The sequence below is a fragment of the Streptomyces sp. NPDC050658 genome, assembly GCF_044457025.1.
Lineage (GTDB): Bacteria > Actinomycetota > Actinomycetes > Streptomycetales > Streptomycetaceae > Streptomyces.
The window spans coordinates 75,204-98,498 of the sequence record NZ_JBITGM010000010.1 but is presented as its reverse complement, the minus strand read 5'-3'; the positions used below and the strand labels follow the sequence as shown (position 1 = coordinate 98,498).

Sequence of the window (23,295 nt, the reverse complement as noted above, 5' to 3'; positions counted from 1 at the left end):
AGGCCGGCCGCTGCACTGTGCGGGTACTGCGGCTGAGGTCGGCCGACGTCAGCCGCTGTGTGGCGCGGGCACCGTGCCCGGCACGGTCAGCGGGCCCGCCGGGGAGAGCAGCTCCGGGCCGATCGCCTCGACGCTGCCGCAGCCGGTCAGCGTCAGCGCCAGGTCCAGCTCGGCGAGCAGGCAGCGCAGGACGTGGTGCACACCGCGCCGCCCGTCGAGGGCAAGACCGTACTGGTAGGGCCTGCCGTACAGGACGGCGTCCGCGCCGAGGGCCAGGGCCTTGACGACATCGCTGCCGGTACGGACACCGGAGTCCATCAGCACCGGCACACCGTCCCCGACGGCGGCGCGCACCGCCGCGAGGCAGTCGAGCGCGGCCATCGTGCCGTCCAGCTGGCGCCCGCCGTGGTTGGAGACGATCACACCGTCCGCGCCACCGGCCAGCGCGAGGCGGGCGTCGTCGGGATGCAGGACGCCCTTGACCAGGATGGGCAGATCGGTCAGCGCGCGCAGCCATGGCAGCCGGTCCCAGGTCAGCGCCGGATTCCCGGAGACGCTCGCCCAGTGCCTGACGACCGCCTCGGTGCCGGAGCCCGGCGGCAGCGCGGCCCGGAACACCGGATCGCTGGTGAAGTTGGCGAGACCGGTGCCGTGCACGAACGGCAGGAAGCCGTGGTCGAGATCCGCGGGCCGGTACCCGAAGGCGGGGTTGTCGACCGTGAGGACCAGCGCCGAGTACCCGCTCGCCTCGGCCCGCCGGACCAGCGAGGTCGCCAACCGCTCGTCGGACGGCCAGTAGAGCTGGAACCAGCGCGGCCCCGGACCCGCGGCCGCCGCGACCTCCTCCATGCTGTGCGAGGCGAAGGAGGACAGGACGAAGGGCAGGCCCGCGTCGGCCGCGCCCCGCACGGAGGCCAGTTCACCCTCGGGGTGCACCACGGTCTGCGCGGACACCGGCGCCAGCAGCACCGGCGCGGGCAGCCGCGTGCCCAGCAGGGAGACCGAGAGGTCGCGGCGGGTGACGCCGCGCAGCACCCGCGGCACCAGACGCCACCGGCCAAAGGCCTCCCGGTTGGCGCGGCCGGTGTCGCCCGCCCCCGCGTTGCCCGCCACATATCCGTACGCGGCGGGCGACATCACCTCGCGGGCGCCCTCCTCCAACGCCGTGAGATCGGTGCTGAGCCGGCCCGCGCGGCCCTCGGGGCCCGCCAGGTAGATCTCCGGCACCAGATCGGCCGGCGCGCCGAGGGAGTGCCGCCCCGCCAGATCCTCGTGGATGTACCGGGTGAGCAGCTTCGAGATCTCCAAGGCCCGTTCCGTCAGGCCGAAGTGGCCGCCGGAGTGGATCTCCACCGAGTGCTCGGCCGCGGTGTGCCGGGTCCAGTCCTGCACCTGCTCAAGGGAGTTCTTCGGGTCCTCCGACGCCAGGAGCACGGTGAGCGGAGTCTTGAGCACGGTCTCTGGCGCGCACCGGTAGCGGCGCAGCAGCCGATGGTCCGCGCGCAGCATGCGCAGCACCTCGGCGAGGAACTGCGGGTCCTGGAGCAGCGGTTCGGGCACACCGCCCAGCTGCCGAAGCCCGGCCACCAGGACCTCGTCCCCGCTGGCGTCGAGGTCGAGCTCCTCCCAGTCCGCGGACGGCGGCCGGGCCGCGGAGACGAACAGCCGGGCCACGGTGGAACGCTGCTCCAGGATGCGGGCCGTCTCGAACGCCGCGAGGGCGCCCATGCTGTGGCCGAGCAGGAAGAGCGGCCGGTCGGCGTAGGGGGTCAGGGCGTCGGCCGCCCCCGCGGCCAGGGCCGCGATGTCCGGGGCGAACGGCTCGGCCCTGCGGTCCTCCCGGCCGGGGTACTGCACGGCGAGCAGTTCGACGTCGTCGGGCAGCGCACCGGAAAGGCCGGTGAAGGCGTGTGCGGTGCCCGCCCCGTGCGGGAAGCAGACCAGGCGGGCGGAGGCGTGCTGTCTGCGGTGGAAGACCCTGATCCAGCGCGCTGCGCCGGCCGCGGGCCCCGCGGCGGCGGACGGACGTGCGGCGGTGCGCTCGGTCATGACGTCGGTGCCCCGTTCTCGGTGGTGGTGGCCAGCTGGTCGAGCAGGCGGCCGAGGCGCTCGCGCACGGCGGCCCGCTCGGCACCCGTCAGTTCGGTCCGCTCCGCGAACGCCGCCTCGAACTCGGTGAGTCCGTCGAACAGCGGCGAGTCGGCCGCGACGTCCTCGGAACCTTGAACGCCCCCGCCCCCGCCCCCGCCCCCGGACAGCGCCAGCTCCTCACCCATGTACGCGGCGAGCAGGCGCGGCGTCGGCCAGTCGAAGATGAAGGTGGCGGGCAGCCGCAGCCCGGTCGCCGCCGCGAGCCTGTTGCGCAGCTCCACCGCGGCGAGCGAGTCCACGCCCGCGTGGTCGAAGGCGCGGTCCGGGTCGACGGTGGCGGCGGAGGCGTGGCCGAGCACCCCGGCGATCTCGCCGAGTAGCCGGCCGAGGAAGGCGTCGCCGTCGTCCTCGGGAGCGGCGTCCCGCGCGGACCGCGGGTGCTCGTCGGATCGCGGGTGCTCGTCGGACCCGACCAGCCCGTCGCGTCCTTCGAGCCCGTCGCGTCCCTCGGGCCCGGTGGGCAGCAGGGATTCCAGGAGTCGCGGCAGGGTGCCGCCGCGGTGCTGTGCGGCCAGCGCTTCGACGTCCCAGCGGCCCGCCACGGCCACCGGCCGGTTCCTGCGGACCGCCGCGTCGAAGAAGGCCAGGCCCTGCTCGATCGACATCAGCACGATGCCGAGCCGGGCCATGCGGGCGATCTGGGCGTCGGTGAGGGTACTGCCCATGCCGCCCGCCACGTCCCACTGGCTCCATACGACGGACACACCCGGCCTGCCCTCCGCGCGCCGCTGCTCCATCAGCCCCTCAAGGAACGCGTTCGCCGCCGCGTAGGCGCCCTGTCCCGCCGAGTTGAGGGTGCTCGCGACGGAGGAGAAGACGACGAACGCCGACAGGTCGAGGTCCGCGGTCAGTTCATGAAGGTTGAGCGCCGCGTCGGCCTTCGGACGCAGCGGCCGCTCGAAGTCGGCGGCCGTCAGATCGGTCAGGACGCCGCCCTCCAGGACGCCCGCGGCATGCACGAGACCACCGACGCGTACGCCGTCGCGGGCGAGGGCGTCGAACACGGCGGCCAGCGCGTCACGGTCGGCCGCGTCACAGGCCACGGCCCGCACCTCGGCGCCGAGACCGCGCAGTTCGTCGATCGCGCGCTCCCCGTCGGGTCCCGGCGCGCCCCGGCCCATCAGGACCAGCTGCCGCACGCCGTGCCGCTCCACCAGATGCCGGGCGGTGATCCGCCCGAGCCAGCCGTGGCCGCCGGTGACCAGCACCGCCCTTGAGGTGTCCCAGGGCCCCTCGGGCGCCGGCAGGTCGAGGACGACCTTGCCGATGTGCCGGGCGTCGGCCAGGTACTGGAAGGCCTCGGGAGCGCTGCGGATGTCCCAGGCCGCCACCGGAGGCAGCCGCAGGGCGCCCTCCTCGAACAGGCCCATGAGGGTGCGGAGCATCTCCTGGATGCGGTCGGGTCCCGGCTCGCGCACGTCGAAGGCCCGGTAGTCGACGCCGGGGTGCGCCGCCGCCACCTCTCCCGGATCGCGGCGGTCCGTCTTGCCCATCTCCAGGAACCGGCCGCCGCGCGGAAGGAGCCGCAGGGACGCGTCGGCGTACTCCCCGGCAAGGGAGTTGAGCACGACGTCGACGCCCGCGCCGCCGGTGTGGTCCAGGAACCGCTGCTCGAAGCCCGGCGTCCGGGACGAGGCGATGCGCTCCTCGGGCAGGCCCGCGGCACGCAGCGCGTCCCACTTGGCCGGGCTCGCGGTGGCGTAGGCGACGGCGCCGATGTGCCGGGCGAGCTGGAGCGCGGCGGTGCCCACGCCGCCCGTGCCAGCGTGCACGAGCACCGTCTGGCCCGCGCGCAGCTCCGCCAGCTCCACCAGGGCGTAGTAGGCGGTCAGATAGGTCACGGGGACCGCTGCCGCCTGACGGAAGGACCAGCCCTCCGGCATCGGGCAGAGCAGCCGCCGGTCGGCGACCGTGGTCGGCCCGACCCCGGAGAACAGGCCGAGGACCCGGTCGCCGGGCCGCAGGTCCGTGACGCCGTCCCCGACCTCGACGACCACACCGGCACCCTCGCCGCCCCGGCCGGGGCCTGCGGCGTCCGGGTCGGCGGACGCCGGAACGGCGCCCAACGACAGCAGTACGTCACGGAAGTTGAGCCCGGCCGCCCGCAGCCGCACCCGGACCTCGCCGGGCGCGAGCGTCCGCTCGGCCTCCGGCCAGGGCTCCAGGGAGATGCCGGCGAAGGACTTCTTGCCGACGTGCTCCAGACGCCAGTTCTGTCCGGCGGGCGGAGTCAGCGTCGACGCGGGGGCGCCGGCGTCGAGCGCCGGCCGGTATCCGGTCCCGCCGCGCAGCGCCAGCTCCGGCTCGCCGGTGGCGAGCGCGGCGGCCAGGGCCTCGCGCGAGGCGTCCGTGCCGTCCTCGTCGAGCAGGGCGAAGCGGCCGGGATGCTCGGCCTGCGCGGAGCGCAGCAGCCCCCAGACGGCACGGTGCGCGGGCTGCTGACCGGGCGAACGCACCCCGTCCACGGCGACGGCGCCACGGGTGACGACCACGAGCCGGGCGCCCGCCAACCGCTCGTCGCCGAGCACGAACTGGACCGCGCCCAGCACCCCGTCCAGCGTCTCCCGTACGGCCGCGGACGTGTCGGCCACGGGTGTCGGGCAGGACAGCAGCAGGGTCCGGGGCGCGGGATCGCCCGCCGCGAGGGCCGCGGCGACGGCGGCCCGGTCGCCCTCCGCGGTGATCTCCGCCCAGGTCCCGGCCGGCGCGGGGGACAGCTCGGGAAGCGGCGTCCAGTGCGGCAGGAACAGACCGTCGGAATCCGGTACGCCGGTGACGTCGGCCGGGGCCGCGCCGCCGGGCCCGGACCGCCGTACCCCACCGGTGTGTTCGGGCAGGTCGAGCCAGTGCCGGCTGCGCTGGAAGGGGTAGCTCGGCAGCGCGACCCGGCGGGCGCCGCGGCCCGCGAACAGGGCGGCCCAGTCGACGTCGGCGCCGACGCAGTGCAGCCGGGCGACGGCGGTCAACAGGGCGGTGCCCTCAGGCTGTTGACGGCGCTGCGCCGCCGCAAGTTCCGGAACCGACCCGGCCTCGAAGCAGCCTGCGGCCATCGCGGTGAGATCGCCCGCGGGACCCACCTCAAGGAAGCGGCCACAACCCAGCTCCGCCAGGGACCGGACGCCGTCCTTGAAGCGGACCGCCTCGGCGGCGTGCCGCACCCAGTACTCGGGGTCGGCGAGCGCGCCCGGCCGCGTCGGCTGCCCGGTGAGGTCCGAGACCACCGTGAGCTGCGGCTCGTGGAACGTCAGCCCCTTGACGACCGTACGCAGCTCGTCGAGGGCGGGCTTCATCAGCGGGGAGTGGAAGGCGTGGCTGACCTTCAGCCAGGTGGCCTTGCCGCCGGTCGCCTCGAACTCCGCGACGACGGCGGCGAGTTCGTCCCGGTCGCCGGAGAGCACCGTGGCGGCGGGCCCGTTGACGGCCGCGAGGGAGATCCGGTCCGTGCGCCCGGCGACCAGCGCGCTCGCCGTCTCCTCGTCCGCGCGCAGCGCCACCATCGCGCCGCCCTCCGGCAGCCGCTGCATGATCCGGCCGCGGGCCACGGCCAGTTCGGCCGCGTCCGCGAGCGAGAGCACACCCGCGGCGTGCACCGCGGCGAGCGCGCCGACGGAGTGCCCGATGACCGCGTCGGGCCTGATCCCGCAGGACTCGAAGAGCCGGAACAGGGCGACCTCGTACGCGAAGAGAGCGGGCTGCGTGTACTCGGTGCGGTGGATCAGCGTGGCCTCGGCCGAGCCTTCGGGCGCGAAGAGGACCTCGCGCAGCGGGCGGTCGAGGCGCAGGTCCAGCTCCGCGCAGACCGCGTCGAAGGCGGCGGCGAACGCCGGGAAGGCGCGGTACAGCTCCCGGCCCATGCCGGGCCGCTGGGCGCCCTGCCCGGCGAAGAGGAAGGCGTTGCGGCCCTCGACCGCCTTGCCCTGTACGGGAGTTGTACCGTCCTGCGCGATGGCGCGCAGCCCGTCGAGCAGGCCCTCCCGGCTCTCGGGGAGCAGCACCGCGCGCCGCGTGAGGTGGGCGCGCGTGGTGGCCAGCGAGAAGCCGAGGTCGAGCAGGCCAGGAGCCGCGGCGGGATCGGCGGTCAGCACGTCGAGGACGCGGGCGGCCTGCGCCCGCAGCGCGCTCTCGCCGCGCGCCGACAGGGTGACGGGCACGACCGGCAGCGGCGCCGCGACCGGTTCGGCGGCCGGTGTCGCGGAGTCGTCGGGGGCCTGCTCCAGGATGACGTGGGCGTTGCCGCCGCTGATGCCGAACGAGGACACCGCGGCCCGCCGCGGACGCCCGTGCTCGGGCCACGGCCGCGCCTCGGTCAGCAGCGCCAGCGTCCCCTCGGACCAGTCCACGTGCGGGGTGGGTTCGTCCGCGTGCAGGGTCCGGGGGAGCGTGCCGCTGCGCAGCGCCATCGTCATCTTGATGACGCCGCCGACCCCGGCGGCGCTCTGTGTGTGGCCGATGTTGGACTTGAGCGATCCCAGGTGCAGCGGGCGGTCCGCCGGGCGGTCCGTGCCGTACGCGGCGATCAGGGCGCTCGCCTCGATGGGGTCACCGAGCGAGGTGCCGGTGCCGTGCGCCTCCACGGCGTCCACCTCGTGCGGGGCGACACCGGCGGCGGACAGCGCCTGCCGGATGACGAGTTCCTGGGCGTGGCCGCTGGGCGCGGTCAGGCCGTTGCTGTCGCCGCTCTGGTTCATGGCGGAGCCGCGGATCACCGCGAGGACGGGGTGGCCGAGACGGCGGGCGTCCTCCAGGCGCTCCAGGAGCAGCAGCCCGGCACCCTCGGACCAGCCGGTGCCGTCCGCGGACGCGGCGAACGACTTGCAGCGGCCGTCGGAGGACAGCCCGCGCTGCCGGCTGAACTCCACGAACGGCATCGGCGTCGCCATCACCGTGGCGCCGCCCGCCAGCGCGAGGGAGCACTCGCCGCGGCGCAGCGCGTTGCTCGCCAGGTGCAGCGCCACCAGCGAGGACGAGCAGGCCGTGTCCACGGTCAGGGCGGGACCCTCGAAACCGAACGTGTAGGAGAGCCGCCCGGAGGCGACACTGCCCGCGCTGCCGAGTCCCAGATAGCCCTCGTACTCGGCGGGCGCGGGGTTCAGACGGGAGCCGTAGTCGTCGTACATGGTGCCGACATAGACACCGGTACGGCTGCCCCGCAGCGCCGTCGGGTCGAGCCCCGCGCTCTCGAAGGCCTCCCACGCGGTTTCGAGGAGCAGCCGCTGCTGCGGGTCCATCGCGTGCGCCTCGCGGGGCGACACCTCGAAGAAGTCCGCGTCGAACTCCGCGGCGTCGTAGAGGAACCCGCCCTCCTTCACGTACGACGTGCCCGGCTGCTCCGGGTCCGGGTCGTACAGCGACGGCAGGTCCCAGCCGCGGTCGTCGGGGAACGGGCCGACGGCGTCGACCTCATCGGTGACGAGCCGCCACAGGTCCTGCGGGGAGCTGACGCCGCCGGGATAGCGGCAGGCCATGCCGACGATGGCGATCGGCCCGTGCTCGCGCTCGGCCTGCCGCGCGGCGGCGGCCCGCAGCTGCTCGTTGTCCTTCAACGCGGCCCGCAGCGCGTCGACGACTTGCTCGTGGGATGTGGCCGTCATCGTGTTTCTCCATCGGTTCCGTGCCGGGGCTGGTCGGTGCGGCCTGCGCCCAGAGCCAGGCGGACCAGTTCATCGGTGGTCATCGTGTCCAGGGCGTTGTCGTCGGCCGGCCCGTCGGCGGCGTCGGTTCCTTCCGTGCCGGACCCCTGTGGCCCCTGCGGCACCTGCGGCACCTGCGGCACCTGCGGCCCGACGAGCTCGGCGGCGAGGCGGTCCGCGAGGACACCGGGGCTTGGGTCGTCGAAGATGAGCGTCGGCGGCAGCCGTACGCCGGTCACCTTGCTGAGCCGGTTGCGCAGTTCGAGCGAGGTCAGCGAGTCGAAGCCCATGTCCTGGAAGCGGCTGGTGGCCGAGACCCGCTCCTGGGCCGAGTGCCCGAGGACGGCGGCGACCTCGGCCCGCACGGCCTCCAGGACGATATGGCGCTGTTCCTTGCGCGGAGCCCCGGCGAGCCGGCCGCGCAGCGCGGCCGCCGGGTCCTCGGCGGGCCGGTCGGCCGCCGTTTCGCGCGCGGCCGCCGGGGCGAGGGCCCGCAGCACGGCCGGGGCCGATGCCGCGTCGAGTCCGCTCAGGTCGAGCCGGGCGGGCACCAGGACGGGAGCGGCGTCCGCGACGGCCGTGTCGAACAGGGCGAGGCCCTCGTCGACGGGCAGCGCGGCGACCCCCGAGCGTGCCAGGCGGCGCAGATCGGCGGCACCGAGGGCGCCGCCCAGACCGCCCCCGGAGGCCGTCGCCGCCTCCTCTCCCTCGCCGGCCCACAGACCCCACGCCAGGGACACGGCGGGCAGCCCTTCGGCGTGCCGACGGTGGGCCAGGGCGTCGAGGTAGGCGTTGGCGGCCGCGTAGTTGCCCTGACCCGAGGTGCCGAGCAGGCCCGCGAGGGAGGAGAAGAGCACGAACGCGGAGAGTCCGAGATGGCGGGTCAGTTCGTGCAGATGGGTCGCGGCGGCGGCCTTGGGCCGCAGCACGGCATCGAGCCGCTCGGGCGTCAGCCCTTCCACGACCGTGTCGTCGAGCACGCCCGCCGAGTGCACCACCGCGGTCGGCGGCTGCCCGAGCCCGTCGATGACGGCGGCCAGGGCGGCCCGGTCCGCCGTGTCGCAGGCCGCGACGGTCACCTGGACGCCGGTGGCCTCCAGCTCGGCGACGAACTCGGCGGCGCCCGGCGTGCGCAGCCCGCGCCGCCCGGTGAGCACGAGGCTCCGTACGCCGTACCGGTCCGTCAGATGCCGGGCCACCAGGCGGCCCAGGGTGCCGAGACCGCCGGTGATCAGGACGTTGCTGTGCGCGTCGAACGGCGCGGTGCCGGTGGCCCGCGGCTGGTGGGCGCGCAGCCTCGGCACCAGGAACGTACCGGTACGCAGGGCGAGTTGGGGCTCCTCGGAAGCCACTGCCGGCACCAGGCGGCGCACGGACTCCGGGCGGCCGTCGGTGTCGATCAGGGTGAACCGCCCGGGGTGCTCCGACTGGGCGGCACGCACCAGGCCCCACACCGCGGCGCGCTCCGGGTATGGGTGCTCTCCGTCGCCCGCGGCGACCGCGCCCTCGGTGAGCAGCACGAGCCGGGCGGCGGCGAGCCGTTCGTCGGCGAGCCAGCGCCGGACGAGGCCGAGGACTTCCCCGGCGTCCGCCCCGGCGGGCCCATCGGGTTCGATGGGCCCACCGGAAGCTGGGGCTACGCGGTGTTCCGCCGGCCCGGTGGCGGCGCCCGCACCGCCTCTGTCGACGGGCGCGCCGGTCGCGGTGGGGCCGCTGTGTGCGGCGGCCCCACCGAGTTCGAGGACGACGACGGAGGGAACTTCCGCACCGTCGTCGAGGGAGAGAAGCAGATCGTCGAGGGCCGCGTGGGCCCGCACGGATACCCCGCCCGCGCGCACGGCGTCGCGCAGCTCCTCGCCGCCCGCGCCGACCACGGCCCAGGGTCCCGCGGGAGCGGGGACATCCGGCGTCACGCCGGTCCAGTGCAGCGCGAACAGCGAGGCCGCTTCGGCCGGTCCGTCGGCGGCGGGTGTCAGCTCGCGCAGGGCGAGCTCGTCGACGCCGAGCACCGGAGCGCCGGTCGCGTCGGCGACGAGCAGGGCGTAGGTGTCGCCCGCGCCGCGCCGCAGCCGTACGCGCAGGGGGCCCGTGCCGTCGCCGTGCAGGGTCAGGCCGCTCCACGCGAACGGCACGAGGAGCCGGGATTCGTCCCCGGCCGCGCCGAGCAGGGCGTGCAGAGCGGCGTCCAGGACGGCCGGGTGCAGCAGGAAACCGCTGCCGGTCGCCTCGGCGGGCGGCACGACCTCCGCATACAGGTCGGCCCCCTGCCGCCACAGTGCGCGCAGCCCCCGGAAGGCGGGGCCGTAGCCGTAACCGCGCCCGGCCAGCCGGGAGTACAGGCCGTCGAGCGCCACCGGCGAGGCCTCCGGGGGCGGCCACGCGGTGAGGCCGTCAGGCTCCGTGCCGTCGGCGGAGGCCAGCGTGCCGGTGGCGTGCCGGGTCCACCGGGCGCCCCCGGCGCCGTCGGGCCGGGAGTAGAGGGTGAGCGAGCGGCTGCCGTCGGCGGCCGGCTCCCCGACGATGAGCTGCACCGCGACGGGCCGCTCCAGCGACAGGGGCTGTTCCAGGGCGAGTTCGGCCACCCGCCCCGCACCGGTGCGCCGCGCGGCGCACAGCGCGAGCTCCGCGACGCCCGCGCCGGGCAGCAGCACGGTTCCGGCGACGGTGTGGTCGGCGAGCCAGGGCTCGGCCCGCGCGTCGAGCCGCCCGGTGAACAGCAGGCCGCGCCCGTCGGCGAGTTCCGTGCCCGCGTCGAGCACCGGATGGTCTTGCCCGGCGGCCCGGTCCACGGCCGCGGCCGGCGCGCTCAGCCAGTAGCGCTCGCGCTGATAGGGGTAGGTGGGCAGCGGCACGGTACGGCCGCCCTCGAAGAACGCACTCCAGTCGACCCCGGTGCCCGCCACATGGAGCTGGGCCAGGGCGGCGGTGAACGTCCGCACCTCGTCGTGGCCGCGCCGGAGCAGAGGCGCGGCAGCGACGTGCTCGCCCTCGCCCTCGCCTTCGCGGTCCCGGACCAGGGCGGTGAGCACGGCATCCGGCCCTAGCTCGACGAAGCCGGTGACCCCGTCCCGCATGAGGTGCCCGATGCCGTCGGCGAAGCGGACGGTGGAGCGGAGTTGGTGGACCCAGTAGTTGGGGTCGGTGAGTTGTTCGGTGGTGGCGGTGTGTCCGGTGAGGTTGCTGATGATGGGGATGCGGGGTGGGTGGTAGGTGAGTTGGGTGGTGATGTGGCGGAATTCGTCGAGGATTCCGTCCATGTGGGGTGAGTGGAAGGCGTGGCTGACTTTGAGGTTGGTGGTTTTGCGGCCCTTTGCCATCCAGATCTCAGTGAGTTGGGTGGCGGCGTGGGTGTCTCCGGTGATGACGACGGAGGTGGGTCCGTTGACGGCGGCGAGGTCGAGGAGTCCGTTGTAGGGGAGGAGGGTTGGGCGTATTTCTTCTTCGGTGGCTTGGATGGCGGTCATGGTGCCGCCGGTGGGGGCGGTTTGCATGAGGCGTGCGCGGTGGGCGACGAGGGTGCAGGCGTCGGTGAGGTCGAGTACGCCGGCGACGTGGGCTGCGGTGATTTCGCCGAGGGAGTGGCCGAGGAGGTGGTCGGGGGTGATGCCGTGGTGTTCGAGGAGTCGGAAGAGGGCGACTTCGATGGCGAAGAGGGCGGGTTGGGTGTAGCGGGTCTCGTCGAGCAGCGCCGCGTCCGCACTGCCCTCCTCCGCGAAGACCAGCCTCTTGAGGGGGATGTCCCCGACCGACTCCATGCGCTCGCAGATCTCGTCGAACGCGGCGGCGAACACCGGGAACCTGGCGTGGAGTTCACGGCCCATGCCGGGCCTCTGACTGCCCTGCCCCGTGAAGAGGAAGGCGGTACGGGCCGACCCCGAGACGCTGCCGGTCACCACGTTCCGCGCCGCCTCGCCGTCCCGCAGCGCGTCCAGCCCCGCAAGCAGCTCGGCGCGGTCCGCGGCGAGCACGACGGCCCGGTCCGTGAGCGCGGACCGGGACACGGCCAGGGAGTGGCCGACGTCGAGATCCGACCGGCCGAGCGCACCGGAACCTGCGTCCCCGGAACCGGCGGCCAGCGTCCGCAGTTGTGCGGCCTGGGCGCGCAGGGCGCGCGGGCCGCGCGCGGAGACCACCCACGGCAACAGGCCGGGAACGACGGGCTCTTCGGGGGCGGCAGGGTCGGCCGAGGCGGCGGTGGGCTCCTGCGGCGCCTCCTCCAGGACGACATGGGCGTTGGTGCCGCTCACGCCGAACGACGAGACACCGGCGCGCCGCGGGCTCTCGCCCACCGGCCAGGGCCTGGCCTCCGTGAGGAGCGACACCGCGCCCTCGTCCCAGTCGACGTGCGACGTCGGCTCGCCGACGTGCAGCGTGCGGGGCAGTACGCCGTGCCGCATCGCCTGCACCATCTTGACGATGCCGCCGACGCCGGCCGCGGCCTGCGCGTGCCCGATGTTGGACTTCAGGGTGCCCAGGTACAGCGGCCGTTCCGGGGCCCTGTCCTGTCCATAGGTGGCGAGCAGGGCCTGTGCCTCGATGGGGTCCCCGAGCCGGGTGCCGGTGCCGTGCGCCTCGACGGAGTCGACGTCGGCGGGGGAGAGCCCGGCCTGGGCGAGGGCGTCACGGATGACCCGCTCCTGGGAGGGGCCGTTCGGCGCGGTCAGCCCGTTGCTCGCGCCGTCCTGGTTGACCGCCGAACCGCGCACGACGGCGAGGACCGCGTGCCCGTTGCGGCGGGCGTCGGAGAGCCGCTCCAGGAGCAGTACACCCACACCCTCGCTCCACGCTGTGCCGTCCGCCGAGTCCGAGAACGCCTTGCAGCGACCGTCGGGCGCGAGACCGCGCTGGCGGCTGAACTCGACGAAGGTGCCGGGCGCCGACATGACGGTGACACCACCGGCCAGCGCCAGTTCGCACTCGCCGTTGCGCAGCGCCTGCGCCGCCAGATGGGTGGCGACGAGCGACGACGAGCACGCCGTGTCGACGGTGATCGCGGGACCCTTGAGACCCAGCGTGTACGAGACGCGGCCGGAGACCACGCTCGGTGAGTTCCCGGTGAACCCGTACGCCTCCACGCTCTGCGGCGTCGCGGGCAGCCGCGAGGTGTAGTCGCTGTACATGACGCCGCAGAACACGCCGGTACGGCTGCCGTGCAGGGCGGTGGGCGCGATGCCCGCGCTCTCCACGGCCTCCCAGCTGGTCTCCAGGAGGAGCCGCTGCTGCGGGTCCATGCCCGCGGCCTCGCGCGGGCTGATGCCGAAGAACCCGGCGTCGAAGCGGTCGGCGTCGTACAGGAATCCGCCGTGCCGCGTGTACGACTTCCCGGCCTTGTCGGGGTCCGGGTCGTAGAGGTTCTCGACGTCCCAGCCCCGGTTCTCCGGGAACGGGCCGATGGCGTCGGTGCCGTCGGCGACGAGCCGCCACAGATCGTCCGGGGTGCGCACGTCGCCGGGGTAGCGGCAGGCCATCCCGACGATCACGACGGGATCGTCCTGTACGTCGGCGGCCCGGACCGGCGCGGTGTCCGCCGGGGCGGGTGCCGCCCGGTCGAGCTGCGCCAGCAGATGGTCGGTGAGCTCCGCCGGGGTGGGGTGGTCGAAGACCACGGTCGCCGACAGCCTGACCCCGGTGGCCTTGCCGAGCCGGCCGCGCAGTTCGAGACCCGACAGGGAGTCGAGGCCCAGGTCGCGGAAGGCGGTGTCCGCGGCGACGCCCGCCGCGTCCGGCAGCGCGAGCACGGCGGAGACGGCCGCACGGACCAACTCCTCCACGGCACGGCGGCGTTCGGCCTCCGGAAGGCCGGCCGTGCGGGCCGCCCAGGAGTCGGCGCCGCCCGGCTCGCCCGGTGCCTCGGCCCGGCGGCGGGTCCGGGGCGCGAGGGAGCGCAGCAGCGCGGGCGGGGTGTGGTCGGGGTCGCGCAGCGCCGCCAGGTCGAGTTCGACCGGGGCGAGCAGCGGCTCGCCGGTGGCCAGGGCGGCGTCGAACAGCTCCATGCCGCGCTCGGCGGTCAGCGGCAGGATGCCGTTGCGGCCCCAGCGTGAGACGTCCGCGGCGGATAGGTCCGCCGCCATGCCGCCCGTCGCCGGGTCCCACATCCCCCAGGCGAGGGCCGTCGCGGGCAGACCGTGCGCCCGGCGGTGCTGGGCCAGCGCGTCGAGGTGGGCGTTGGCCGCGGCGTAGGCGCCCTGGCCGGGGTTGCCGAGGAGTCCGGCGATCGAGGAGAACATCACGAACGCGGCGAGCGGCAGCCCGGCGGTCAGCTCGTGCAGATGGCGGGCGCCGTCCGCCTTGGCGCCGAGCACCCGGTCGACCGCGTCGGGGCCGAGGTTGTCCAGGGTGGCGTCGGCGAGCACACCGGCGGTGTGCACCACGGCGGTCAGCGGGTGCTCACGGTCCACCCCGGCAAGCACCTCGGCGAGCCGGGCGCGGTCGGTGACGTCGCAGGAGACGGCGGTGGCATCGGCGCCCAGCGCGGCGAGTTCCGCGACCAGTTCGGGTGCCCGGCCGCCACGGCTGCACAGCAGCAGATGCCGCACGCCGTGCCGGACGACGAGATGCCGGGCGACCAGCGCACCCAGGCCGCCGGTGCCGCCGGTGATCAGGACGGTGCCCTCGGGGTCGAGCGCCCGCCCGGCGTCCTGCGGTCCGGGGGTACGGGTCAGCCGAGGCGCGTACAACGTGCCGTCCCGCAGCGCCAGTTGAAGCCCCCCGGCGACCGCGACGGCGGCGGCCGCGGACAGCGCGGCCTCGCCGGCGGTGTCGGCGGTGTCGGCGGTGTCCAGGAGCGCGAAGCGCCCCGGATGCTCGCTCGCCGCGGTGCGCAGCAGTCCGTGCACGGCGGCGGCGGACAGGTCGCGGACGTCCTCGCCGGGCACGGCGGCGACCGCCGCGCGTGTCAGGAGCAGGAAGGCGGTCGACCCCAGGCGCTCGTCGGCGAGGCAGCCCCGCACGACGGCGAGGGTCTCGCGGACCGCGGCGCGGGTCGCCGCGATCTCGGCGCGCCGGTCATCGGGGGTGCGGCAGGGCAGCACCAGGACGTCGGGGGCCGGCGCGCCGGCCCGGAGGGCGGCGTCCAGGGCGTCGAGGTCGCGGTACGGCACGGCGTCGAGCCCGGCCGTGCCGTCGCCGAGCACGGCCCAGCGCCCGACGGGTGCCGCGCCGGCCGCTTCCGGCACCGGCTGCCATGCCACGCGGAGCAGTCCGTCGCGGTCCCCGCCGCCGTGCACGGCGATCCGGTCGGCGGCCACCTGGCGCAGCGTCAGGGATTCGACGGACAGCACGGGCCGCCCGGCCGGGTCGTCGGCGGTCAGGGCGATGGCGTCGCCCTCGCCGCGCGTCAGGCGCACCCGAAGGCGGGTGGCCCCCGACGCGTGCAGGGTGACACCGTCGTACGAGAAGGGCAGGCGCAGCGCGGCAGCGGCGTCCCCGGCCTCGGGCGCCATGTCGAGCAGCAGCGCCTGCTGGGCCGCGTCGAGCAGCGCGGGGTGGATGCCGTACTCGGCGGCCTCCGCGTGCAGTTCCTCGGGCAGCGCCACTTCCGCGTAGACGTCCGTGCCCGACCGCCAGGCGGCCCGCAGTCCGCGGAAGGCAGGCCCGTAGGCGTACCCCAGTTCGGTCAGACGCTCGTACAGACCCTCGTGCGCGAGCGGACGCGCGCCCGGCGGCGGCCAGGCGCCCCGCTCGGCCGCCGGACGCGCACCGGTCGCGGTCAGGACGCCCGAGGCGTGCCGGATCCACTCGCCGTCGTCCCACGCCTGCCCGTCCGCCGACGTCTCACGGCGCGAGTGGACGGCGACGGAGCGCTCGCCGGACGCGTCCGCGGCACCCACGGTGATCTGCAGCCGGATGCCCTCGTCGGGCAGGAACAGCGGCTCCTCCAGGACGAGTTCGCGCAGCCCGTCCAGGCCCGCACGGTCGCCCGCGGCGACGGCGAGCTCCACCACGGCCGCTCCGGGCAGCAGTGTGGACCCCGCGATGACGTGCTGGGCGAGCCATGGGTGCGTACGCGGCGAGAGCCGTCCCGCGATGAGCAGTCCGTTCCCCGTGGCGAGGCTCGTCAGACCCCCGAGCAGCGGGTGGCCGGCCGGCGTGAGCCCGAGCCCCGCGGCGTCGCCCGCGGGGGCCGGCGCGTCGAGCCAGTAGCGGCGGCGCTGGAAGGCGTAGGTGGGCAGCACGGCCCGCCGGGCGCCGGGGAACAGCCGCCCGGCGTCCGACGCGACGCCGTGCAGGGCGAGTCGGGCGAGGGCGGACGCGAAGGCGTGCGCCTCGGACCGGTCGGCGCGCAGCGCGGCGAACGGCTGCGGGCCCTCATCGCCCAGGCAGCCCCGGGCCATGGCCGCGAGGACGGGCGCCGGGCCCAGCTCCACGTAGACGGTGACGTCGTCGTCCCGGAGCGCGCGGATGCCGTCGGCGAAGCGGACGGTGGAGCGGAGTTGGCGGACCCAGTAGTTGGGGTCGGTGAGTTGTTCGGTGGTGGCGGTGTGTCCGGTGAGGTTGCTGATGATGGGGATGCGGGGTGGGTGGTAGGTGAGTTGGGTGGTGATGTGGCGGAATTCGTCGAGGATTCCGTCCATGTGGGGTGAGTGGAAGGCGTGGCTGACTTTGAGGTTGGTGGTTTTGCGGCCCTTTGCCATCCAGATCTCAGTGAGTTGGGTGGCGGCGTGGGTGTCTCCGGTGATGACGACGGAGGTGGGTCCGTTGACGGCGGCGAGGTCGAGGAGTCCGTTGTAGGGGGGGAGGGTTGGGCGTATTTCTTCTTCGGTGGCTTGGATGGCGGTCATGGTGCCGCCGGTGGGGGCGGTTTGCATGAGGCGTGCGCGGTGGGCGACGAGGGTGCAGGCGTCGGTGAGGTCGAGTACGCCGGCGACGTGGGCTGCGGTGATTTCGCCGAGGGAGTGGCCGAGGAGGTGGTCGGGGGTGATGCCGTGGTGTTCGAGGAGTCGGAAGAGGGCGACTTCGATGGCGAAGAGGGCGGGTTGGGTGTAGCGGGTCTCGTCGAGCAGCGCCGCGTCCGCACTGCCCTCCTCAGCGAACACGACATCCTTCAGCGGCATCGGCAGATGTGCGTCGAGCTGGGCGCAGACGTCGTCGAACGCCGCCGCGAACACCGGCTCGGTCTCGTACAGTTCACGGCCCATGCCCGGCCGCTGGCTGCCCTGCCCCGTGAAGAGGAACGCCGTACGGGCCTTCGCCGGGGCGACCGACGCGACCTCGGGGCCCCGCACCACGTCGGCGGACGGCGCGTCCTGGGCCAGCGCCGCGAGGCCGTCGAGGAAGCCCCCGCGGTCCCGGGCGACGACGGCGGCGGTACGCGCGAAGCGCGCGGGAGCGCTCGCGAGGGCCAGGCCGACGTCGGCCGGCCTCAGTCCCGGGTCGGCGGCCACGAAGTCGCGCAGCCGTGCGGCCTGGGCGCGCAACGCCTCCTCGGTGCGGCCGGAGAGCAGCCACGGCCGTGGCGCTCCGTCGCCGTCGGGGGCCGGGGGAGCGGCGGGCTCCTGCGGCGCCTGCTCCAGGACGACATGGGCGTTGGTGCCGCTGATGCCGAAGGAGGACACCGCGGCCCGGCGCGGGCGGCCGGTCTCGGGCCAGGGCCGCGCCTCGGCCAGCAGGTGGACCGCGCCGTCGCTCCAGTCCACATGTGACGTGGGCTCGTCCAGGTGCAGGCTGCGCGGCAGGGTGCCGTGCCGCATGGCGAACACCGTCTTGATCACACCGCCGACCCCGGCCGCGGCCTGGGCGTGCCCGATGTTGGACTTCAACGACCCCAGATACAGCGGAAGTCCGGGCTCCCGGCCCTGCCCGTAGGTGGCGAGCAGCGCACCGGCCTCGATCGGGTCGCCGAGCCGGGTGCCGGTGCCGTGCGCCTCGACCGCGTCGACGTCCGCCGCCGCGAGCCCCGCCGAGGCGAGCGCCTCGTGGATGACCCGCTCCTGGGCAAGGCCGCTGGGCGCGGCGAGCCCGTTGCTCGCGCCGTCCTGGTTGATCGCCGAACCGCGCACGAGGGCGAGCACCTCGTGGCCGTTGCGGCGGGCGTCGGAGAGCCGCTCCAGGAGCAGTACACCCACACCCTCGGCCCAGCCCGTGCCGTCGGCGCCCTCGGCGAACGCCTTGCAGCGCCCGTCGGGCGACAGACCGCGCTGGCGGCTGAACTCCACGAACATGCCGGGGCTCGACATCACCGTCACACCGCCGGCCACGGCCAGTTCGCAGTCGCCGGCGCGCAGTGCCTGCGCGGCCAGGTGCAGCGAGACCAGGGACGAGGAGCAGGCGGTGTCCACGGTGACTGCGGGCCCCGCGAGGCCGAAGGTGTAGGCGACGCGGCCGGAGAGCACGCTGGTGAAGTTGCCGGTCAGCAGGTAGCCGCCGGCCGTGTCGTCCGCCTCGTGCAGCCGCGGCCCGTAGTCCTGGGCGAGCGCCCCGAGGTAGACGCCGGTGCTGCTGTCGCGCAGTTCGGCCGGATCGACCCCGGCCCGCTCCAGGGCCTCCCACACGGTTTCCAGGACAAGACGCTGCTGCGGGTCCATGCCGAGGGCCTCGCGCGGGCTGATGCCGAAGAACTCGGCGTCGAACTCGTCGGCGTCGTGCAGGAATCCGCCCTTGCGGGTGTAGGAGCGGCCCGCGCGGTCCGGGTCGCCGTCGAAGAGGGAGTCGAGGGGCCAGCCCCGGTTGACCGGGAACCCGGAGATCACGTCCTTCTCGTCCAGGACGAGCTGCCACAGCTCTTCCGGGGTGGTCACGCCGCCGGGGAAGCGGCAGGCCATGGAGACCACGGCGATGGGATCGTCCGCGTCGGCGGCCCTGCGCCTGACGGGTGCCGCCGACGCGGCGGTGCCCGTCAGGCGTCCGGCGAGGTGCCGGGCGAGCCGCTCCGGGGACGGGTGGTCGAAGAGCAGCGTCACCGGAAGCCGCAGACCGGTGGCCTCGACCAGACGGTTGCGCAGCTCCACCGCCCGCACCGAGTCGAGACCGAGGTCCCGGAACGCGCCCGTGCCGTCGAGTGCGGTGTCCGCGTCGAGCCCGAGCACCAGCGCGGTCTCGGCCCGCACCAGCTCCACGAGGCGCTCCACGGCCTCCTCCGCGACGGACTCGCCCGCCGGGTCCGCGCCCGCCGACGGCGGCAGCTGCGCGGGCAGTTCGGTCGGCGAGGCGTGCGGGCCGAACGCGGGGCGCCAGTCCACCCGGGCGCCGCTGGTGTGCAGGCGCGCGAGCGACGCGAGGAACCGGTGCGTGCCGGGCTGGTCGCGGCGCAGCGACTCCACCACGACCGCGTCCGACTCCAGGTCGTCCAGGGTCTGCTGGAGCGCCATCGTCATGACCGGATGCGGGCTGACCTCGATGAACACCTGGTGGTCCGCCTCCAGCGCGCGCACGCAGGGCTCGAACTGGACCGTGCCCCGCAGATTGGCGTACCAGTACTCGGCGTTCAACGTGGTGGTGTCGAGGAATTCACAGGTCACCGTGGAGTGGAAGGGAATGGTGGCCGCGCGGGGCTCGATCGGCGCGAGCCCCGTGAGCATCTCCTCGCGCAGCGCCTCGATGTGCGGGGAGTGGGCCGCGACGTCCACGGGGATCCGCTTGGCCGTCACGCCCTCGGCGGGGAGCTCGTCGAGCAGCCGGTCGATGACGTCGATGTCGCCCGAAAGCACCACCGACCGGGGCCCGTTGACCGCGGCGACGGCGATCCGGTCCCCCCACTGGGCGAGCCTCGGCTCCAGGGACGCGAGCGGCGCCGACACGGAGATCATCCCGCCCCGGCCCGCGAGCCGGGCCTGCGCCTTGGACCACAGGGAGACGACCCGCGCCCCGTCCGCGAGCGACAGACCGCCTGCGACGACGGCGGCGGCGATCTCGCCGTTGCTGAGCCCGAGCACCGCCGACGGCCGCACACCGAAGGACTGCCACAGCTCGGCGAGCGCCACCATCACGGAGAACAGGGCGGGCTGGACGACGTCGTCACGGTCGAGCGACGCCGCGCCGGGTGCCCCCCGCAGCACGTCCTCCAGGGACCAGTCGATGAACGGGGCGAGGGCGCGGGCGCACGCGTCGATCGTGTCGCGGAACACGTCGGAGTCGTCGAGGAGTCCGGCCGCCATGCCGATCCACTGGGAGCCCTGGCCGGGGAAGACGAAGACGGTCCGCTCGCGCGCGGCGGCGACCCCGCCGACCCGGCTGGTGCTCCGCTCGCCGCGGACGAGCGCGGTCAGCTCGCCGGTCAGCTCCTCGCCGTCCTCGGCCACCACGACGCTGCGGTGCCGCGTCGCGGCCGGCTCGGCCGCCTGGTGCGCGGCCGCGAGGGACAGCCCGAGGTCGCGCGGCGGCGGCGGGTTCTCCGCCAGGTGCGCGAGCAGCTGCCGGGCCCGCTCCCGTACGTCGTCCTGGGTCGCGCCGGAGACGAGCAGGGGAACGGCGGCGTTGCGAAAGCCCGGCCGGCCGGTGCCGAAGTCCCCCTCGTCCGCGGCCTCGACGGACCCGGCATCGGTGCTCATGCGGTCGGCAGTCACGTGTTTCTCGCTCCAGGTCTAGGTGGTGCCACGCGACGGGCGTGGGGCGGCGGCGACGGGCGCTTCCGGTGGAAGCGAGGTGGCGCGAGCGCTCGGTGCGACGGGGGCTACCAGTCGACGCGGAGCCGGGCGAGCCCGCGGGTCGCCAGGCCGTCCTTCCAGACGAACGGGGAGTCGACGTCGGCGAGCCGCAGCTTCGGGAAGCGCTGCAGGAGGCGTTCGAGGACGATGCGCACCTGGAGCCGCGCGAGGGGCGCGCCCAGGCAGCGGTGCACGCCGTGTCCGAAGGTGAGATGGGAGGCGTCGTGGCCGGTGACGATGTTCATGGACGCCGGCTCGGCGAACACGGCGCCGTCGCGGTTGCCGTGCACCAGCGCGACCATGACGCCCTCGCCCGGCTGCACCGTCACGTCGCCGACCTGAACCGGCTCGGTGGCGACGCGCGGAAAGGCCAGCGGGGTCGCCGGGCTCAGCCGGATCAGCTCCTCCACCGCGTTGCCGACCCGCTCGGGGTGCTCGGCCAGCTCCTCGTACACACTGCGGTCGGTCAGCAGCGAGAGCGTCGCGAGGCCGATCTGGCCGCCGGTGGTCTCATAGCCCGCCATCAGCAGCGTGAGCCCCAGCGTGAGCAGCTCGTTCATCGAGAGCTCGCCCCGGTCGTGCACGGTGATCAGATCGCTGAGCAGGTCCTCCTGCGGCACGCGGCGCTTGTGCTCCAGCAACTCGGTGATGTACTCGATGAGTTCGATCCGGTAGCGGGCCTTCTCGCGGGCCGTGCTCGCGTCGATGTCGAAGAGCACCTCCACCCAGCCCCGGAAGCGGGGGCTGTCCTCCTCGGGGACGCCCAGCATGGAGCAGAGCACGGACAGCGGCAGCGGCCGCGCGAGGTTGTCGATCAGGTCCGCGCCCTGGCCGAGCCCGACGATCGTGTCGAGATGGCGGTCGGTCAGCTCCTGCACGAAGCCGCTCATCCTGGCCATGCGGCCCGTGGAGAACGCGCCGCTGACCAGCCGCCGCAGCCGTGCGTGCGGGTTGCCGTCCATGCTCATCATGGAATCCGCGGCGGGCTGGGCGTCGTTGAACTTCGGGGCCTGCGGCGTGAGCGCCGCGACCCGGCTGAATCGCTTGTCGGTCAGGACCGAGCGCCCCAGTGCGTAGTCGCGCACGAGCCACATGTCGTCGCCGGTGGGTGTGACGATGCGGACGACGCCTTCGGCGCCGGGCTGCATGAAGTCGGGCAGCGGACCCAACTGGTCGGCCGTGGACTGCGTCATCGGGGAAACCTCTCCTACTTGCCGGTGGTCCGTGCGGCGCGTATCCGGCGCTCGACCTCGCGCAGCAGCTCGGCCTGTCGGTTGAATGCGATGCGTACGTAGTTCTCGCCGCGTGCGGGATCGGCGAAGGAGGGGCCGCCGGGGACGATCAACACGCCCGCGCTCTCCAGGAGTTCCAGGACGAACTCCCTGCTGTCCTGCTCGCCCCCGGTGAGCGGGCTGACGTCCGCGAACAGGAAGCAGCCGCCCTCGGCGGGGGAGATCTTCATGCCCATGCCGGTGAAGATCTCCAGCGCCAGATCGCGGCGGCGGCCCATCTCCTCGCCCGCGGTCTTCAGGTCCGCGGAGAGCGCGGCCATGCCGACGGCGACCTGCAGCGGCGTCGCCGCGCCGTTCGTGGTCAGCTCGTGCACCCGGCGCAGCGCCTCGGTGCGCACCGGGTCCGCGCGCAGGAAGCCGAGCCGCCAGCCGCTGATCGCATGGCTCTTGGAGAGCGAGCCGACGACGATGGAGCGCTCGGCGAGCCCGGGCACCTCGGTGATCGAGGTCTGCACCCGGCCGTCGAAGACGAAGGTGCTGTACACCTCGTCGCAGATGACGGTGGTGTTCCACCGCTCGGCCAACTCGGCGATCTGGTCGAGCTCCTGGCGCTCGAGGACCCGTCCGGTGGGGTTGCCCGGCGAGTTCAGGAGAACGGCGCGCGTGCGCGGGGTGAAGGCGGCGGCCAGCTCATCCGGATCGAACCGCCAGTCGGGGGCGTGCAGCGTGACGAACCGGGGCACCGCGCCGGCCAGCGTGATGGCGGCCTTGAACTGCTCGTATCCCGGGTCAAGCAGGACGACCTCGTCGCCGGGGTCGACACAGGCGAGCAGCGCGACGCAGAGCGCCTCGGTGGCGCCGACGGTGACCGTCAGCTCGGTCAGCGGGTCGGCCGGGGTCGCGAGGGTGTCGGCGATCCGCTCCCGCAGCAGCACGTCACCGGAGGGGTGGTCGTACTGGTTGCGGCCGGCCCGCATGGCCTCATGGGCCGCGTCGATGATGTCGGTGGCGGGCTCGGGGTAGCCGGGGGTGCCGAGCGCCAGGTCGATGGCGCCGCGCTCCCGCGCGAGCAGGAAGAGTTCGCCGAGGCTATTGCCCTGCAGAGCGGCGGCCCTCGACGAGATGTATGGACGATAGGTTGCGGAACGCGCCATGCTTCCCCTCCTCCTGCTTCAGGGTTTACCCGGATATCAAGGACGGCGCCGGAACGCCGTCGGCCGAAAGGGATTCATCCGGGCTTGTCCGGCAGATCGTGCGGTATTCCATCGGTGGAATCAAACGGTCCCGGACTTCAAGTGAACCCGTTCAAGAGACCGTATCCAGAGCCGAGTAGCCCGGAAATCCCATTGGGTGATGTCGCCGTGCCGCGCTCCGGCCGTCCGAACATACCCATCGATCGCTGAACAGGAAAACAGTCGGTTGTCCGTGTCCCGGCGACAGTACACACCAGGCCCGCCCCGCGCCGTATCCAGAGTCCCGGGGGCAAGACGGGCGACGGAATTCATCGCGGGGTGGAGTTAACCTTCCCATTGCTTCTCCGGGCCTGATCGAAGCTTGACCGGAAGGGGTTCGACTTGCTTGCGTTATGGTTCCGCGCAGGCAATCGAGACCGGCCAATGGGGCTTCAAGGCCGGCCAATGAGGCATCGAGACCGGCCAATGGGGCAGGGCGGAGAACGGTCGACCCGGCGGGAACCGTGCG

Annotated in this window: 5 protein-coding genes; all 5 read right to left on the bottom strand. The window is 74.4% G+C overall.

Translation table 11 applies throughout. The features are described from left to right. Positions 1 to 48 precede the first annotated feature (48 nt). Positions 49 to 2,049 carry an alpha-hydroxy-acid oxidizing protein gene (locus tag ACIBKX_RS30175; protein ID WP_363275120.1) on the bottom strand — a complete coding sequence of 667 codons (2,001 nt, stop codon included), beginning with the start codon at positions 2,047 to 2,049 and terminating at the stop codon, positions 49 to 51. Beyond that, positions 2,046 to 7,742 (bottom strand): SDR family NAD(P)-dependent oxidoreductase, encoded by a 5,697-nt coding sequence (locus ACIBKX_RS30170; RefSeq protein WP_363275119.1) that lies wholly within the window; start codon positions 7,740 to 7,742, stop codon positions 2,046 to 2,048. Before ACIBKX_RS30170 ends, ACIBKX_RS30175 begins: the two co-directional genes overlap by 4 nt. After that, the gene (locus ACIBKX_RS30165; RefSeq protein ID WP_399376483.1) at positions 7,739 to 20,281 is read right to left on the bottom strand and encodes an SDR family NAD(P)-dependent oxidoreductase; all 12,543 of its coding nucleotides are present in this window, start codon (positions 20,279 to 20,281) and stop codon (positions 7,739 to 7,741) included. The genes ACIBKX_RS30170 and ACIBKX_RS30165 overlap by 4 nt, the downstream gene beginning before the upstream one ends. A gap of 107 nt (positions 20,282 to 20,388) precedes the next feature. Then, complete coding sequence (locus ACIBKX_RS30160) at positions 20,389 to 21,555, bottom strand: cytochrome P450 (protein ID WP_363275117.1); 1,167 nt, start codon at positions 21,553 to 21,555, stop codon at positions 20,389 to 20,391. A gap of 14 nt (positions 21,556 to 21,569) precedes the next feature. Beyond that, a complete protein-coding gene (locus tag ACIBKX_RS30155; RefSeq protein ID WP_363275116.1) occupies positions 21,570 to 22,748 on the bottom strand; it encodes a pyridoxal phosphate-dependent aminotransferase in 1,179 nt (392 codons plus the stop codon). Between the last annotated feature and the right edge of the window lie 547 nt (positions 22,749 to 23,295).

Excerpts from the sequence above, each read along its gene's own strand:
- ACIBKX_RS30175 (WP_363275120.1), bottom strand. The coding sequence starts at position 2,049 with ATGACCGAGCGCACCGCCGCACGTCCGTCCGCCGCCGCGGGGCCCGCG.
- ACIBKX_RS30170 (WP_363275119.1), bottom strand. The coding sequence starts at position 7,742 with ATGACGGCCACATCCCACGAGCAAGTCGTCGACGCGCTGCGGGCCGCG.
- ACIBKX_RS30160 (WP_363275117.1), bottom strand. The coding sequence starts at position 21,555 with ATGACGCAGTCCACGGCCGACCAGTTGGGTCCGCTGCCCGACTTCATG.
- ACIBKX_RS30155 (WP_363275116.1), bottom strand. The coding sequence starts at position 22,748 with ATGGCGCGTTCCGCAACCTATCGTCCATACATCTCGTCGAGGGCCGCC.